Source organism: Halogranum gelatinilyticum, assembly GCF_900103715.1.
GTDB lineage: Archaea > Halobacteriota > Halobacteria > Halobacteriales > Haloferacaceae > Halogranum > Halogranum gelatinilyticum.
In genome coordinates this window covers 283,195-297,875 of the sequence record NZ_FNHL01000002.1, presented here as the reverse complement: position 1 = coordinate 297,875, position 14,681 = coordinate 283,195, and the positions used below count along the sequence as shown (strand labels likewise).

Here is a 14,681-nt window from a genome sequence, read left to right as displayed (position 1 = left end):
ATGTCATCAGAAGGCGACCTCGCGGCGAAGTACGGCGACTGTCCGGTGGTCAAGACGCTCGAAGAGATCGGCTCGCGCTGGCGGATGACGGTGATTCACGTCCTCCGCGAGGGTGACCTCCGGTTCAACGAACTGAAGCGCGCGACGGACGCGAACTCACAGACGCTCTCGCGCGTCCTCGAAGACCTGGAAGAGACGGGCTACGTCGACCGCCGCGTCGCCGACGGCAGTCCGGTCGCGGTCTACTACTCGCTCACGCAGAAGGGGTCGGAACTCCACGCGGCGTTCGATGAGATCCATGCGTGGGGCGAGAAGTGGATGGACGGGGACGAGGACGTCGACGCGGAGTGACTGCGTCGGTCTCCGAGCGCAGTTACAGCCCGGCGACGTCTTCGATGGCGTCGGTCAGTTCCTCGATGGACTCGACAGTGTGTTCGCCCATATGGCCGATACGGAACGTCTGCTCGCCGAGCTGTGAGCCGTAGCCGTTCGAGAAGGCGAAGTCGTACGTCTCGGAGACCTCCTCGATGGTCGCGGCGACGTCGATGCCTTGGGTGTTCTCGATGCAGGCCACAGTTTGCGACTCGTAGCCCTCCTCGGGGAACATATCGAAGTGTTCGTAGGCCCACTCGCGGGTGTACTCGGCCATCTCGGCGTGACGCTGGCTGCGGGCCTTGTGGCCCTCCTCCAGCATATACTTCATCTGCTTGCGGTAGGCGAGCATGACCGGGATGGCGGGCGTCGAATGGGTCTGGCCCTTGCGGTCGTAGTAGTCGAACGCGCGCTGGAAGCCGCCGTACCACGACGCCTGGTCCTTTGCGACCTCACGCTCGTAGGCGGCGTCGGAGACGGCACAGACCGCCAGTCCCGGCGGCATGGCGAAGGCCTTCTGCGTGGAGGCGAAGATGACGTCGATGTTGTGCTCGTCGATGTCGACGTAGTCGCCGCCGAGCGAGGAGACCGCGTCGACGACGAAGTAGGTGTCCGGATACTCCGCGACGACGTCGCCGATCTCCTCGATGGGGTTGCGGACGCCGGTCGAACTCTCGTTCATCACGCAGCCGACGACGTCGTAGTGTTTGTCGCTCTCGTCGAGATACTGTCGGACGTCTTCGGGTTTGACCGCCTCGCCCCACTCGTATTCGAGCCGGTCGACGTTCTTGCCAAGTCGGTCGGCGACGTTGGCGAAGCGTTCGGAGAAGCTGCCGCAGGTCGTGACGAGGATGTTCTCGTCGACGAGGTTGAGCGTCGCAGCCTCCCAGAATTCGGTACCAGAGGCCGTGAGGATTTCGAGGTTGTGCTCGGTGCCGAGGAACTCCTTCGTGTCCTCGACGATGGTCGTATAGAGGTCCGTCATCCGGTCCATCCGGTGGCCGAACATCGGCTGGGCCATCTCCTCGATGACGTCCTCGCGGACCTCGGTCGGGCCGGGGATGTACAGTGTCTTTTCGCGATAGTCGTCTCTGTATTCGCGTTTCTTGGTCACGGATGCCACCTGAGTATTCTGCACTGTGTCGGCGGACGGCATGGTACTTGTGATTGCATCCAATATCGGCGCGGCAGGCGACGGCGAGAACGACCCCCGACGGCCGGACGTACCAGGGAGTTGACTGTCGCCACAGAGACGACAGAACGGGCGTCAAACCGAGAACTGTAGCGTCACCGACGGGTCAAAGTTAAATATAGTGACGATAACTGTTCGCCCATCGCCCCGTGATCGTCGCAATCATCCTCTCGGCACTCGGATTCTTTCTGACGGCTGCCGTGACCCAGACCAAAGGGCTCCGACTCGGCGGGGCGATTCTCGTCCCGACAATCGTGGTGTACGCGCTCAAAGACTTCACCACGCTCCCGGTCTTCCTCGTCAGCACCGCCGTCGCCTATCTCGTGCTCTGGCAGGCGAAAGAACGGACCCTGGTCTACGGGCGCGACGAGTTCATCGTCGCCCTCGCGGCCGGGGCACTCCTGCCGGTGGCTGGCTATCTCGCCCTCAGGACATTCGTGCCAGCCATCGTCGACACCAACTCCGTCCTCCTGCTCGGGAGTATCCTGCCGGGACTCGCTGCGTACAACGTGAGCCAGACGAAACCCGAATACCGCCGCCAGGACCTGCTCTACACGGCCGCGCTGGTGCTCGGACTGATCCTGCTCGGTGGTCTCGTCATCTCGCCGTGGACCGCCCGCGCAATCGGCGACCTGACGCCGCTCGTGCTGTTCGCCAGGACGGCCGACGTCGCCGTCCTCAGGGGCGCAGTCGTCGACGGCTATCTCGCGCCGAACGTCGAAATCAAGACCACTATCGTGGCACTGATGACGGTCGGGATGATGCTCTCGGAACTCGTCCGCCGCGGGTTCGGCATCCGTATCGGCATCATCTCGATGGCGTTGCTCGCGTTGTTCGCGCTCGTCAGCTACTGGCTGCTTATCCTGTTCGTGCTCTCGTTTCTCGTGTCGCTCGTGGCTGTCTGGGCGATTCACCACACGACGTTGCTGTACGGTCGGGTGCTCATCAGTCTCGGCTGCGGCGTCGGCTCGCTGGCCGCGCTGGCGTTCGCGATGCAGCTCCCCGTCGTCAGAGGGATGTCGGCACTGTTCGTCGGCGTCATCGCCGGTGTCGACGCCTACGCCGTCCACACGACGCCGCCCCGTGAGCGCCGCATCCAGCCGTTTCTCGCCCTCGGGGTGTTCGTCGGCATGCTCCTCTTAGTCCGGACGGTCGTCGACCCGTTCCGTCGCGGTCTCATCCAGGAGCTGACGGTCTGGCATCTCGTCGGTGGCGCGCTTGTCGTCGCTGTCTGCCTGCTGGTGGCGTACAGCTTGCGCATCCCCGAACCGGCCGACGAAGACGTGTTTTCGGCGTCCGTTCTCTCGGGAGGTGACGGCTGATGAGACCGTTCGAACACCATCTCTCGTACGGCGGGACGGAGCTGAGTGGGACGGGACTGCTCGACCGGATTCGGGCCTTCTTCGGGCGGGGGGACCACCACCGCGACCTGCTCGCGGAGGCGGACTTCCGCATCAGCGTCTCGGGCATCCGCGGCAAGTCATCGACCGCAAAGCGGCTGGGCGAACTGCTCGCGGAGCGGGGCCACGACACGTACACGAAGATCACCGGCGACCATCCGACCTCCTACTACAACGGTCGCATGATTCCCATCCAGCGGCGAGGGCCGCGGGTGACGCTGTACGAGAACCTGAACCTGATCAGGCAGTTCGTCCCCCAGCTGGCGAACACCGCGCCCGACGACAGCATCGTCATGGAGAATCAGGCCATCACCGAGTACACGATGCGGATGGTCAACGAGCAGTTCCTCAAGCCCGACGTGGTGCTCATCTGTAACGTCCGACAGGACCACAACGACACGCTGGGCAAGCGTCGACAGACCATCGCTCGCTCGTTCGCTCGGTCGGTGCCGAAGGGCTGTCACGTCATCAGCGGCGAGCAACATCCCGTCATCCACGACTATCTCCGCGAAGAGATCGAAGCCCGCGGCGGGACCATCGAACAGGTCGACGTCCCGGAGGGCCACCGCCATCTGACCGGTGCGGAGACGGTCCACGCGCTGAACCACGTCCTCGACTATCTCGACGAGGAGCGGGTTCCGGACACCGAACTCCGAGAGATGCTCGATGCGATTCAACCGGAGTGGACGACGCTCCCCGGTGGCCGCGTGTTCAACGCCGCAAAGGTCAACGAGATCGAGAGCACCGAGCTGTTCCGCCGCCAACTCGCCGGTGAGGGCGACGGTGCGGAACCCGTCTGTCCGTTCGTCTTCCTCCGCCGGGACCGTCGGGGGCGGACGGCGTCGTTCGTCCGCTACATCAACATCCTGGCCGACCGCGACCTCATCGACCGCGTCCACGTCGGCGGCGCGTACACCAGGGTCTTCGCCCGTCGCGTCGACGTCCCGGCGACGGAGCACGACACGGACGAAACGGACGCAAGCGACGTGCTCGACGCGCTGCTCGCGACGGACCAGCCGGTGATGTTCATGGCCAACACCGTCCACCCGTTCATGCGCGACCTCGCCGACGAGGTCACGACCCGTGAACACGGTGGCGCGGTGCCGTTACCGCCGTACTGAGTCGGCTCAGTCGTCCGCTTCGACCGACTCGGCCCGCGGCACCGTCACGTCCGGCAATCCGGCTTCGATCTCCTCGCGCCGCCCCTCGAACTTACCGGGGAGGACGAGCCGTTCGCCGAGCGAGTCGAGCGGTTCGTCGCTGTCGTAGCCCGGCTCACTCGTCGCAAGCTCGAACAGGACCCCACCGAACTCACGGAAGTAGACCGAGCGGAACCAGTGGCGGTTGATCTGGTTCGTCGGATTCAGCCCCTGCCCGCGGACGGCCTTCCGCATCTCGGCTTGGTCCTCGTCGGTCGGCGTCTGGAAGGCGACGTGGTGGACCGTCCCGTGGCCCTGTCGGCCGCCCTGGATGGTCGGCAGCACGTCGACGTACTTGCCGACCGAGCCGCTGGCGGCGAAGCGGGTCCGCTCGTCGCCGGGGGTGTCACCCTGCGCCTGTTCGGTACCGACCTCTTCGAGACCCATCGTGCGCAGGAGGTCCTGCGTCGGGTGGGGGTCGGCGAGCCAGAGCGTCACCGAGTGGAAACCGCGGATGGCGGACTCTTCAGGAACGAACTCCGTCCACGGAACCGTCGGCTCGTCGTCGGGAATCTCGACTTCGACGAGTTCGATTGGGAGACCGTCGGGGTCGCGGAAGGGCAGGACGGTCTCGCCGAAGCGCTCCACTCTCGCGTCGTAGTCGACGTCGTACTCGTCGAAGCGGTCCTCCCAGTAGTCGAGGCTTCCCTCGGGGACGCGGAAGGCCGTCCGCGAGACCTGCCCGGAGCCGACCTTCCCCTGCGGCAGGTCCTCCCACGGGAAGAACGTCATACTCGTCCCTGGGGTGCCCTCGGCGTCCGCGAAGAAGAAGTGGTACGTGCCGGGGTCGTCCTGGTTGATGGAGCGTTTGACGAGTCGGAGACCGAGCGTCTCCACCCAGAAGTCCATGTTGCGCTGGGGGTCGCCCGCGATGCAGGTCACGTGGTGGATACCCGGTGTCGGTGTAGGGGTTGCCATTACCTAACGGTAGGTGCTGGAGCGACTTCAATTACCGCTGACGTGAGTGTTACCGGGCCATGGCAGCGTCTGGCGTGACGACATGAATCCAGCGCGGACAAGCTGGTCGTATCGCTGGGAACGACTGTCGGTAACACTTAGTCGATTCCACGTCGACAGCCACTGATGACAGAACGGTGGCTCTACGCGTGGGGACTCGGCTCCGTCGCTTTCGGTGGGGCGTCGCTGCTCGTCCCGCTCTACATCGTCCAACTGGGTGCGACACCCGTACAGCTCGGAATTCTGGCTGCGACGGCCGCCGTCATCGCCGCGCCAGGCGCGATCGTCTTCGGCCGGCTCGCGAACCGCGTCAGCCAACGCCGACCGCTGGTGTTGGTGACGCTCGTCGGCGTCGCCCTCGCGCTCACCGCGATTCCCTTCCTCTCGAACATCACGGCGGTCATCGTCGCCAACGCGGCGCTGTGGCTCGTCGTGTCGTCCGTTGCACCGGTGTTGACCATGCTCGTCGTCGACGACGCCCCCGAGTCGGCGTGGAGCGCGCGCATCGGCCGGTTGAACAAGTTCCAGGGCTACGGCTGGGCCGGCGGCCTCGTCCTCGGGACGGTCTGGCCCTTCGTCGGCCCGCTCGTCGTGGGAGCCGCCACGGCCGGACCGGCGGTCGACGTGACGCTCGTGACGCAGACGCTCTTCTGGCTGCTCGCGGGCTGTGCCGCGCTGAGCGCGCTCGGAGCCGCACGGTCGCTGCCGCGGCCCGCGCCCGAGAACCACGTCACGAGCGAGCACCGCGTCCGTCGCATCGCCCGGCTCCTGGCGAGTTCTCGCGGCGGCGTCAAGGGGGCGACGTTCGCCTTCTCGCCGAACCGGCTGTACTGGACGACGCGGAACATCCATCCCCGAAAGCTCGCCGGGCGGTTCGACGCGGCACTGGTGACCTACTTCGCCGCGGCGACGCTCTTCTTCGTCGGCTTCGCGGCCTTCTGGGCACCGCTGCCCCTGTTCTTCACGGAGGCGTCGTTCGGCTCCGGAGAGGTCTTCGGGCTGTATCTCGTCTCCAGCGTCGCCTCCGCCGCCCTGTACGAACGTGCCGGGCGGCTCGCGTCGACGTACGACGTCCGGCTGCTGCAGTCCGGCGCGCTCACACTGCGAGGCGTCCTGTTTCCGGCCGTGGTGCTCGCGACGGCCGTCGGCGCGGTGTCGGTGGGTCTCGTGACGGCTGGCGTCGTCCTCGCCGGAATCGGCGTGACGTGGGCGGTCATCGCCGTCGTCGGGACGGCCATCGTCACCCGACTCGCACCGGCCAGCGTCCGCGGGGAAGTGCTCGGTCTCCACACAGCACTCGGAGCCGTCGCGGGCGGCATCGGCAGCGTCCTCGGCGGCTGGGCGGCGAGTTTCGGCTACCTTGCCGCCTTCAGCGTCGCGGGCGGGCTGGTCCTCCTCGGCGCGCTGCTGGTCGGCTCGCTCCGCGTGCTCTCTGGCGGGACGCGGGCGACGGAACCGCCAGCCCAACCGGTCGCAGAGACGCCGCCGACCACCGTCGTCCCGGCCGTCTCGACGGAAGAGGTCGAGGCCGAAGCGGAACTGCGCGCGAAGTAACCGAATCCGAACTAGCCTCCCGCACGCGATTGATTTACTTCTCTGCCGGAGCGGACGTTCGACAGACAGTTTGAGGCAGCTATATCGTGTGAGATAGAGACTAGCGTAGTAGAGAACTAGTGCCAACACAGAGAACGAGCCAGAAGAGACCAACACGGGAAACAAGAGACCAGAGACCAACATCGAAACCGAAACCGAAACCGGAATCGGAATCGAGACACGCCCACACCTGCACGCGGTGCGGCGCGCCCACGGACGTCGACGACGTCGTGACGAACCATTCGCTCTCGGACCCACTCCAGGTGACGGAGTGTGCCAACTGTGGTGCCGTCGTCGACATCGGCGGCCACCGCTGGTAGCTGGTCGCAGGGCGACCCATACCTCGCGAGTCGCGGACCTTCGATGTCGGCCCAACGGTTAGGTTCATGGGCAATCACTACTGGGGTATGACACGACGACGGAGCCGACGGGACGTCCTTCGGTCGGGCGCGGTAGTGACACTCGGTGGCCTCGCGGGCTGTGTCGGCGCGCCGACGCGCGACTCGCTCCTGAGCGAGGGGTTCGAGTCGGAACTGGACAGCTGGGACTCCCACGCCCACATCGGACCGGAGGAGCCGCTGTCGGCCTTCGAGTGGGAGATCGAACGGAGCCGGACGCAGGCGGCGACGGGCGACTGGAGTCTCGAACTGTTCACCGAGGGCGACCACGACGACGGGACGGCGTGGGTCTCGACGGAACTCGACCCCGGCGAGGCAACGTCGTTCAGCGTCTCGCTGCAGGCGTGGAGCGAGTCGGAGAGTTTCAACACCCTGCGAAACCTCGTCGCCTACCTCGGGCCGACCGAACCGACCGCGGAGGGGGACTTCCCCGACCCAGGGGCGAACTCGACGGCGGTCCCCGAGGCACCCTTCGGCGGGCTTCGGGAACCGTTGCATCTCGCCGAGGGATGGCGCGAGTACAGCTTCGAGTGGGAGCCGGAGTCGACGCCGGAGTCGCTGTTTCTCGCCGTCGGCGTCTCGGTGGTCTGGGAGGCCGACGCGACACACTACCTCGACGACATCGTCGTCACGGCCGAGTGAGCGCAGGCGACGCGACTTCCGTTCGTCATATGCCAACCGAGTACCCAATAGAGAGGAGCGTCTACGAAGAGGTACTCAAATGTCGAATGCAACACGGGCACGGTTGCGGTCCGCAGCCGACGAGACCGAATCGACGACGGAGGACGCGCGTCAGCAGGCTGACGCCGACGCCGAGCGGCAGTCGACGGACGAGGATCTCGTCTACGACGAACGCCACGGCGAGTGGGTCGACCCCGAGACCGGCGAGGTCGTCCGCGAGAACCAGCTCGACCACGGGCCGGAGTGGCGCGCGTTCGACAGCGCGGAGCGCGACGCGAAGTCCCGCGTGGGCGCGCCGACGACGAAACTGATGCACGACGACGGGCTGTCGACCAACATCGGCTGGCAGAACAAAGACGCCTACGGCAACTCGCTGTCGGGCCGCCAGCGGAAGAAGATGCAACGCCTGCGGACGTGGAACGAGCGGTTCCGCACGCGGGATTCCAAAGAACGGAACCTCAAGCAGGCACTCGGCGAGATCGAGCGGATGGGCAGCGCGCTCGGTCTGCCGAAGAACGTCCGCGAGACGGCCTCGGTCGTCTACCGCCGCGCACTCGCCGAGAACCTCCTCCCCGGCCGCTCCATCGAGGGCGTCGCCACCGCCTCGCTCTACGCGGCCGCCCGACAGGCGGGCGTTCCGCGGAGCCTCGACGAGGTCCGCCGCGTCTCGCGCGTCGACAAGGACGAGGTCAGTCGGACCTACCGCTACGTCGTGCGCGAACTCAAACTGGAGGTCCAGCCCGCGGACCCCGAGCAGTATCTCCCGCGGTTCGTCAGCGACCTCGACGTCGACGGCGACGTCGAGAGCTACGCACACGTGCTCCTCCAGAACGCGAAGGAACAGGGCGTCCACAGCGGGAAATCGCCGGTCGGTCTCGCCGCGGCCGCCATCTACGCCGGTGGTCTCCTCGCCAACGAGGAGCTGACGCAAGCGGCAGTCAGCGACGTGACCGACATCAGCGAAGTCACCATCAGAAACCGCTACCGCGAACTGTTCGACGCGGCCGACCAGGCCGACCTCGACGACGCGAAGGCGAACCTCGCGGCGTAAACAACCCTCTTTCTCAGACTTCCGTCGCCATCGGAGGCCCCGAGCGGTCCTCGCCGATGTCGGCGACCGACTGTGAGACGAAGTTGCCGATGATCCACGATTCGGCCTGCTGGAGGCGGTACTGGAGCGTCGAGCGCGGCACACCGAGCGCGTCGGCGACCTCCGACATCGACGTCCCGCGGGGCGTCTGGTAGTAGCCCATCCGGACCGCTGTCTCGATTGCCTCGCGCTGCTCGTACGGCAGCTCCGCCAGCGAGACGGCCTCTTCGGCCCAGTACGACGGGCCGCCGATCTGCCGGAAGCTCAGGGAGAGTCCGTCGCGGAGTTCCTCGCTGAGCGCGTCGTGGAGCCCGCCCGCGTCGCCGTCGTCGCGCATCAGAATCCGCCACTCGTAGCGGTTCTCCCGGCGTTCCGCCGTCGGGATGTAGCCCTCGCCGAGATACATACAGGCGAGTTGGGGAATCGAGTAACAGTCGCCCGGTGAGGGTCGGTAGGTGTAGACCGTCCGGCGCGACGGCGACGACTCCAGAATCTCGTGTTCCCAGTCGGTGTGGCAGTGTCGCGAGCCGATACACTCGTTGCAGTGTTCGGGCGCGGTGTAGATCTCGTCGAGTTCTTTCAGGGCGGTCTCGGGTCCGGCGATCCGGTCGATGCGCCACATACTCGTCGGCGAGACGTGGGTGTTCATCGTCCGCGCGTGGAGGTCGGGGTTGTCGATGAAGACGTCCATCAGGGGGTCGGCCCCCTTCTCGTACTCGATGGTGAAGGCGAACTCTCGCATACGCGAAGTTGGCTATGGCCAACTAAATAGATTGAGGTGTCGGTGCGGTCAGGCGTAGTGGACGACTCGGGAGCCGCCGGTGTCGGCGACGCGATCAGGACGTCCGTCGGCGACGCTGTCGTTCGCATCGTCGGCGACGCCGTCGGGACGAGCAAGCACCGGCGAGACCGCCACCGAGACGCACGCTTTTGTGGACCGACCGTGAGTGTCCGAATATGCAGACACGCCCGCTCGGCGACACCGGTCACGACAGCACCATCATGACCTTCGGGGCAATCGCGCTCAACTGGCTCGACCAGGAGGGCGCAAACCAGATGGTCGAGTTGATGCTCGACCGCGGGGTCAACCACTTCGACGTCGCCCCGATGTACGGCGACGCCGAGTTGAAACTCGGCCCGAAACTCCGTCAGCACCGAGAGGACATCTTCCTCGGCTGCAAGACCCAAGAGCGCGACGCCGAGGGTGCGCGCCGGAAGATGGACCAGTCGCTCAATCGGCTGGGCGTCGACCACATCGACCTCTATCAGATTCACGGCCTGGAGTACGAACACGAACTGGACACCATCACGGCCGAGGGCGGCGCGCTGGAGACCATCCGCGAGGCCAAGGCGGAGGGCACCATCAGCCACATCGGCCTGACGAGCCACGGCAACCCCCAGCTCATCCTCGACGCCATCGACCGCATCGACGACCTCGACAGCCTGATGTTCCCGCTCAACCCCGTCGTCGTCGGCAAGGACGACGAGGACCACGCCTACGACGCCGTCCTCGAACGCGCAGCGGAGGAGGGCATCGGCACGCTGGGAATCAAAGCCTTCGCGCGCGGGCCGTGGCCCTCGACCGACGAGCTTCCGGAGGCCGACCGGCCGTACGCCAACTGGTACGAACCGGTCGACACGCCCGACGAGATCACAGAGCGGTTCGACTTCGCGGCTTCGCAAGGACTGACGAGCGTCGTCAGCATGGGCGACCCGAAGCTGGTGTCGATGGTGCTGCACGCCGCGACCCAGTACGACGGCATGACCGACGAGGCCCAGCGGTCGCTCGTCGAGCGGCTTCGGCACGACGACAGCCCCGTACCCGAACAGCTGCACCACTGAGTCGTTCCCTCAAATGGACGTCCCCACGACCGTCTCGGCCGCGCTCGCAGACCAGCCGGTCGAGGGTGCGGTCTGTCTTGAGGCCGGTGCGGGCGTCGGCAACACCACTGCCGGGTTGCTCGCGGCGGGAGCCGAGCGCGTCTACGCCGTCACCAACGACGCCGACCACGCCGCGACCGTCCGCGAGCGCGTCGCCGACGACCACCCCGGGCGGGCAGCGGTCCTCGAATCAGACCTCCGTGCCCTGCCGCTCGCGGCCGACTCGGTCGACGTCGTCACCGCCCACGGCCTGCTCAACGTGCTCACCCCCGCCGCGCTCGACACGGTCGTCAGCGAGCTGACGCGGGTCGCCGCCCCCGGCTGCCGGCTCGTCGTCGACGACTACGACCCGCTTCCCGCCGAAGCGGCCGTCCGCGACCTCTTCGCCCTGGAGAACGCAGCGAGCGAACTAGCGCGCGGCGAGTCAGCGTTGACGTTCTACCCCGCCACGTCGGTACGGCGGACGGCCGTCGGTGCGGGCTGGACGTTCGACCGCGAGCGGACGCTGCTGGAGCCAGTACCGTGGACCGCGGGGCACGTCGAGGCTCACGCGAACGTCGCGCGGTCGTTCGCGTCGCAGGTCTCGGGCGACCTCGGTGCGTCGCTGGCAGCCGAGGCTGACCGGCTCCAGCGAGAAATCGGCTCAGAGGACGTCGGCCGGATGTACAGCCTCGCGTTTCGGTTCCCCGAGTGACCGCGGGCGAAGTGATTCCGGTTCAGACCGAGACGATACCGAGCACACCGAGGACCGCGACGAGTAGGCCGACGACCCCGAGCAGTCCGAGATACTTCAGCGACGCCCAGCGGTAGCCGAAGAAGGAGAAGAAGCCGGCGAAGGCGAACCAGAACAGCGAGAGCGGGTCGCCCGACTGGAACGCCTGAAAGCCCATCGCGGCGAGGAAGCCGAGGAAGCCGAGCGGCCAGAGCTGTCGGGGCACGGTGGCCCCTTCCATCTGTGTTTGGACCATACACGAGAGTACGTCACGAGTGCCGATAAACCGGTACGCCGGCCCCCACCGGGCGAGAACCGTCGGCCCGGTCGCCGCACCGTCCGCAGGCTGTGGCGTCACCGCTCACCGCCGCGGTGGAGCTGTTCCCGCACGACGGCTGCCTCAGCCTTCCGCAGGAGTTCGCCGGCCGTACTCCGCGCGCAGTCGAGTTCGGCGGCGACGTCGCTCACGCTCCCGGTTCGCGGGACGTCGTAGTAACCGAGGGCCTCGGCGGCAGCGAGCGCGGCCTGCTGGCGGTCGGTGAGCCGCGCCGGCGACGACGGCTTGCGGAACTCCGAGACACGTTCGATACGGGTGTCGAGCAGATCCCCGAGGTCGGCGTAGAGCCGGCTCAGTTCGGCCTGCTCGCCGACTGCCTCGAACACGGCGTCGCCGTCGTCGAGAAAGACCACCGGCGGGAGAAAGACGACACCGGAGCGAGCGACGAGGTCGAGCACGTCCGCGTCGAGTTCGTACTCGGACTGGTGGAGGAAGGCGTAGGTCCCGCCATCGCCGGCGACGGTGCTCGACGCGACAGCCGTCTCGACGGCCGTCAGGAGTTCCCGGACCGTCGCCGGCTCGGCATCGTACCACGAGAGGGTCGTGACCTCTGCGGTGGGTCCCCAGACGAGCAGTTCCATACGGGAGACCTCGTCCGTGTCTGCGAGTCGACGGTGAATCGGATGGGCGGCGGTCGGTGGATAGCTCACCCGGAACGCGACGCGCTTCATGCCGAGTGGCTACCGACGAAGTATATAAAAAGCCGCACGAGTTCGGCATCACGGCCTCCACTCGGGCGCGAGAAGAAACAGACGATGGCTCTCACCGACGCTCCCCTCGACTCCCACGCCGCAGACGTGTGCGACGGGCGCGCCGTCGTCGACGGTCAGGCCGTCACCTACGCCGAGTACGGTGCTCCGGACGGCGACCCGGTCGTCTTCCTCCACGGCACGCCGGGGTCGCGACTGCTCGGCGCGCTGTTCCACGAGGCCGCACGGGACCGCGGCGTCCGCGTGCTCGCGCCCGACAGACCGGGGTACGGCGGGTCGCCGCCGTGGCCCGACCGGACGCTGGCCGACACCGGCCACGTCGTCGCCGCCGTTCTGTCCGACGCGGGCGTCGACACGGCCGGACTCGTGGGGTTCTCCGGTGGCGGCCCGCACGCGCTGGCGGCCGCGGCGACACGTGACGACCTCGTCACCGCCGTCGACGTCGTCGCGGGCGCGCTCCCGCCGGACGCGCGGACGACGACGCCCGCACCGGTTCGACTCTTCGAACGACTGGCCACGACGACGCCGCGGCTGTTGGGTGGGCTACTGCGAGTACAGGCGTTGGTCGCCGCCCGGGCGTCGCCGTCGCTCGTCGTCTCGCAGTACGCCGCAGACCCCGACAGCGTCGCCGACGAGGTCGCCGCCCTCGTCGCACGGGACTTCGTCGAGGCGCTCGAGACCCACCGACAGGGGTTCGTGCGGGAGACGCGGCTCCTCGCCGACGACTGGGACGTCTCGCTCGGCGATGTCGACGGTCCCGCCCGACTGTGGTACGGCGGCGCGGACACGAACGTCGGCGGCGACGCGGCGGCGCTCGGACGGCGACTGCCGGCGGCCCAGACGACGACCTTCCCCGAGGCTGACCACCTCGGCACGTTGCTCCGGAGTCGCGAACCCGTACTCGACCGCTACGCGACCGAGTGAGGAGCGGGACTACCCTTCCGCGGCCGCGCCCGACCCTGACCCCGTAGACGAGTCGAGCGGAAACAGCTCACGGAGTCCGTCGGGCAGGGCCATCGCGTCGAGTTCCGCGGCGACGTCGATAGCGACGATGGCCTCGTCGACCGTCTCGCGCCGTTGGAGTGCGGCGACCTGATAGAGATAGTTGAGCCGCAGGAGGTCGACGGCGGTCTCGTCGTCGCCGCGCTCGAGATACTTCGTCACCCAGCCCGAGTCGGGGTAGAGATGGTGTTTCGAGGTGAGGCCCGCGGCGACGACGACGTCGCGGACGCGCTTCGGGAAGGGGATGTCGGCCTGCCGGCTGCCGTGGAGATGGCCGAACTCGCGGCCCGCGAGGGTGAACTCGCGGCCGCCGAACCGGTGGTCGTCGACGGCGACGCCGGGCCAGGCGGCGACCGTCGTTTCGATAGCTGTGGTCACGACTGTCGTAGGCTGTCTGGGGAGAAAAGCCGCGCGTCGGGTTCGCGGGAGCGGGAGCGGTGTGAGGCTGGTGGGGCTTACGACAGGCCGCCGACACCCGAGGCCGCGTCGGGCAGGTCGTGGGCCGTCGAATCCATGCCGAGTTCGTCGAGTGCGGCCTTCATGTGCTCGTCCTTCGCGTAGTCCGCACCGGCCTCCTCGCGAATCTCCTGGGTCTTGGCGAGGACTTCACCACGGCGCTCGTCGGGGATGTCGTACTTGTCCGTCGACAGCTCGATGACGAGACCGTTGTTGTCCTGCGTGTACAGCGAGAAGAAGATACCGCGGTCGAAGATGTTGTAGCCGCGGCCGTCCTCCTCGATGGCCTCGACCATCTCGCCGAAGCGCTCGGGGTCGACGCTGAAACAGAGATGGTGGACCGAGCCGACCTGACCGCGCTGGCCGCGGCGGTTCGAGGGGCGGTCGTCGCTGACGAAGAACGTCACGATGCGGCCGTCGCCGGTGTCGAAGAACAGATGCGTCTGGGAGGGGTCGTCGAGGTTCGGCTGGCGGAGCACGAGCGGCATCCCGAGCAGGTCGCGGTAGAAGGCGACCGTGTCCTCCTCGTTGCTTCCCCAGATGGTCATGTGGTCGGTGCCGGTGGTGTGGAAGGGGCTGTCGGGCAGGTCGGCGGTGACTGGGTTGTCGCTCATCACCCTCGACTACACACGGCGGACCGATAAACGCGGCAGTTACCCCCACCCCAGCCGGTTACGCTCGTGTCAGTTGGGGTGTTAAAT

General features: G+C 67.1%; 16 protein-coding genes. 9 read left to right on the top strand and 7 right to left on the bottom strand.

Translation table 11 applies throughout. From position 1 onward, the window contains the following. Window positions 1-351, top strand: a complete 351-nt coding sequence (locus BLR57_RS08060) for a winged helix-turn-helix transcriptional regulator (protein WP_089696413.1) — start codon at window positions 1-3, stop codon at window positions 349-351. A gap of 22 nt (window positions 352-373) precedes the next feature. On the opposite strand, the gene BLR57_RS08055 is transcribed toward BLR57_RS08060, so the two are convergent. Then, window positions 374-1,486, bottom strand: coding sequence for a pyridoxal-phosphate-dependent aminotransferase family protein (locus BLR57_RS08055; protein WP_089696410.1), 1,113 nt, complete (start codon window positions 1,484-1,486; stop codon window positions 374-376). A 227-nt stretch (window positions 1,487-1,713) separates the two neighbouring features. Here BLR57_RS08055 and BLR57_RS08050 point away from each other — a divergent pair, with 227 nt between their 5' ends. Then, window positions 1,714-2,886, top strand: a complete 1,173-nt coding sequence (locus BLR57_RS08050; protein ID WP_170830589.1) for a poly-gamma-glutamate biosynthesis protein PgsC/CapC — start codon at window positions 1,714-1,716, stop codon at window positions 2,884-2,886. Then, window positions 2,886-4,085, top strand: coding sequence for a Mur ligase (locus BLR57_RS08045; protein ID WP_089696403.1), 1,200 nt, complete (start codon window positions 2,886-2,888; stop codon window positions 4,083-4,085). The genes BLR57_RS08050 and BLR57_RS08045 overlap by 1 nt, the downstream gene beginning before the upstream one ends. Before the next feature lie 6 nt (window positions 4,086-4,091). Here BLR57_RS08045 and BLR57_RS08040 read toward each other — a convergent pair whose 3' ends face one another. Then, a complete protein-coding gene (locus tag BLR57_RS08040) occupies window positions 4,092-5,081 on the bottom strand; it encodes a ring-cleaving dioxygenase (protein WP_089696400.1) in 990 nt (329 codons plus the stop codon). Window positions 5,082-5,246: 165 nt separating this feature from the next. On the opposite strand from BLR57_RS08040, the gene BLR57_RS08035 reads away from it, so the two are divergent. From BLR57_RS08035 to BLR57_RS08025, 3 genes are all read left to right on the top strand, one after another. Further along, window positions 5,247-6,674: an MFS transporter gene (locus BLR57_RS08035; RefSeq protein ID WP_089696397.1), complete on the top strand. Its 1,428-nt coding sequence runs from the start codon at window positions 5,247-5,249 to the stop codon at window positions 6,672-6,674. A gap of 446 nt (window positions 6,675-7,120) precedes the next feature. Next, window positions 7,121-7,753, top strand: coding sequence for a hypothetical protein (locus tag BLR57_RS08030; RefSeq protein WP_089696394.1), 633 nt, complete (start codon window positions 7,121-7,123; stop codon window positions 7,751-7,753). Window positions 7,754-7,832: 79 nt separating this feature from the next. After that, a complete protein-coding gene (locus tag BLR57_RS08025) occupies window positions 7,833-8,843 on the top strand; it encodes a transcription initiation factor IIB (protein ID WP_089696391.1) in 1,011 nt (336 codons plus the stop codon). A 13-nt stretch (window positions 8,844-8,856) separates the two neighbouring features. On the opposite strand, the gene BLR57_RS08020 is transcribed toward BLR57_RS08025, so the two are convergent. Further along, complete coding sequence (locus BLR57_RS08020) at window positions 8,857-9,624, bottom strand: helix-turn-helix domain-containing protein (protein WP_089696388.1); 768 nt, start codon at window positions 9,622-9,624, stop codon at window positions 8,857-8,859. Between the two features lie 215 nt (window positions 9,625-9,839). On the opposite strand from BLR57_RS08020, the gene BLR57_RS08015 reads away from it, so the two are divergent. Both BLR57_RS08015 and BLR57_RS08010 read left to right on the top strand, forming a co-directional pair. Beyond that, window positions 9,840-10,724: an aldo/keto reductase gene (locus BLR57_RS08015; RefSeq protein WP_089696385.1), complete on the top strand. Its 885-nt coding sequence runs from the start codon at window positions 9,840-9,842 to the stop codon at window positions 10,722-10,724. 13 nt (window positions 10,725-10,737) lie between these two features. Next, the gene (locus BLR57_RS08010) at window positions 10,738-11,457 is read left to right on the top strand and encodes a class I SAM-dependent methyltransferase (RefSeq protein ID WP_089696380.1); all 720 of its coding nucleotides are present in this window, start codon (window positions 10,738-10,740) and stop codon (window positions 11,455-11,457) included. A 22-nt stretch (window positions 11,458-11,479) separates the two neighbouring features. On the opposite strand, the gene BLR57_RS08005 is transcribed toward BLR57_RS08010, so the two are convergent. Beyond that, a complete protein-coding gene (locus tag BLR57_RS08005) occupies window positions 11,480-11,731 on the bottom strand; it encodes a hypothetical protein (RefSeq protein ID WP_211603190.1) in 252 nt (83 codons plus the stop codon). A 98-nt stretch (window positions 11,732-11,829) separates the two neighbouring features. Beyond that, window positions 11,830-12,483 (bottom strand): helix-turn-helix domain-containing protein, encoded by a 654-nt coding sequence (locus BLR57_RS08000; RefSeq protein ID WP_089696377.1) that lies wholly within the window; start codon window positions 12,481-12,483, stop codon window positions 11,830-11,832. A gap of 84 nt (window positions 12,484-12,567) precedes the next feature. Here BLR57_RS08000 and BLR57_RS07995 point away from each other — a divergent pair, with 84 nt between their 5' ends. After that, a complete protein-coding gene (locus tag BLR57_RS07995) occupies window positions 12,568-13,446 on the top strand; it encodes an alpha/beta fold hydrolase (RefSeq protein ID WP_089696375.1) in 879 nt (292 codons plus the stop codon). A 9-nt stretch (window positions 13,447-13,455) separates the two neighbouring features. Here the strand turns inward: BLR57_RS07995 and BLR57_RS07990 are convergent, their stop codons facing one another. Continuing rightward, window positions 13,456-13,902 (bottom strand): luciferase domain-containing protein, encoded by a 447-nt coding sequence (locus BLR57_RS07990; protein WP_089696372.1) that lies wholly within the window; start codon window positions 13,900-13,902, stop codon window positions 13,456-13,458. 77 nt (window positions 13,903-13,979) lie between these two features. Then, entirely contained in the window at window positions 13,980-14,594 is a 615-nt protein-coding gene (locus BLR57_RS07985; protein ID WP_089696367.1) for a VOC family protein, read from the bottom strand. Window positions 14,595-14,681: the final 87 nt, after the last annotated feature.

Bases quoted from the DNA above. Each gene is read 5' to 3' on its own strand.
- BLR57_RS07995 (WP_089696375.1), top strand. From the start codon at position 12,568: ATGGCTCTCACCGACGCTCCCCTCGACTCCCACGCCGCAGACGTGTGC.
- BLR57_RS08010 (WP_089696380.1), top strand. From the start codon at position 10,738: ATGGACGTCCCCACGACCGTCTCGGCCGCGCTCGCAGACCAGCCGGTC.
- BLR57_RS08015 (WP_089696385.1), top strand. From the start codon at position 9,840: ATGCAGACACGCCCGCTCGGCGACACCGGTCACGACAGCACCATCATG.
- BLR57_RS08030 (WP_089696394.1), top strand. From the start codon at position 7,121: ATGACACGACGACGGAGCCGACGGGACGTCCTTCGGTCGGGCGCGGTA.
- BLR57_RS08060 (WP_089696413.1), top strand. From the start codon at position 1: ATGTCATCAGAAGGCGACCTCGCGGCGAAGTACGGCGACTGTCCGGTG.
- BLR57_RS08040 (WP_089696400.1), bottom strand. From the start codon at position 5,081: ATGGCAACCCCTACACCGACACCGGGTATCCACCACGTGACCTGCATC.
- BLR57_RS07985 (WP_089696367.1), bottom strand. From the start codon at position 14,594: ATGAGCGACAACCCAGTCACCGCCGACCTGCCCGACAGCCCCTTCCAC.
- BLR57_RS08020 (WP_089696388.1), bottom strand. From the start codon at position 9,624: ATGCGAGAGTTCGCCTTCACCATCGAGTACGAGAAGGGGGCCGACCCC.
- BLR57_RS08000 (WP_089696377.1), bottom strand. From the start codon at position 12,483: ATGAAGCGCGTCGCGTTCCGGGTGAGCTATCCACCGACCGCCGCCCAT.
- BLR57_RS08035 (WP_089696397.1), top strand. From the start codon at position 5,247: ATGACAGAACGGTGGCTCTACGCGTGGGGACTCGGCTCCGTCGCTTTC.
- BLR57_RS08025 (WP_089696391.1), top strand. From the start codon at position 7,833: ATGTCGAATGCAACACGGGCACGGTTGCGGTCCGCAGCCGACGAGACC.
- BLR57_RS08045 (WP_089696403.1), top strand. From the start codon at position 2,886: ATGAGACCGTTCGAACACCATCTCTCGTACGGCGGGACGGAGCTGAGT.
- BLR57_RS08005 (WP_211603190.1), bottom strand. From the start codon at position 11,731: ATGGTCCAAACACAGATGGAAGGGGCCACCGTGCCCCGACAGCTCTGG.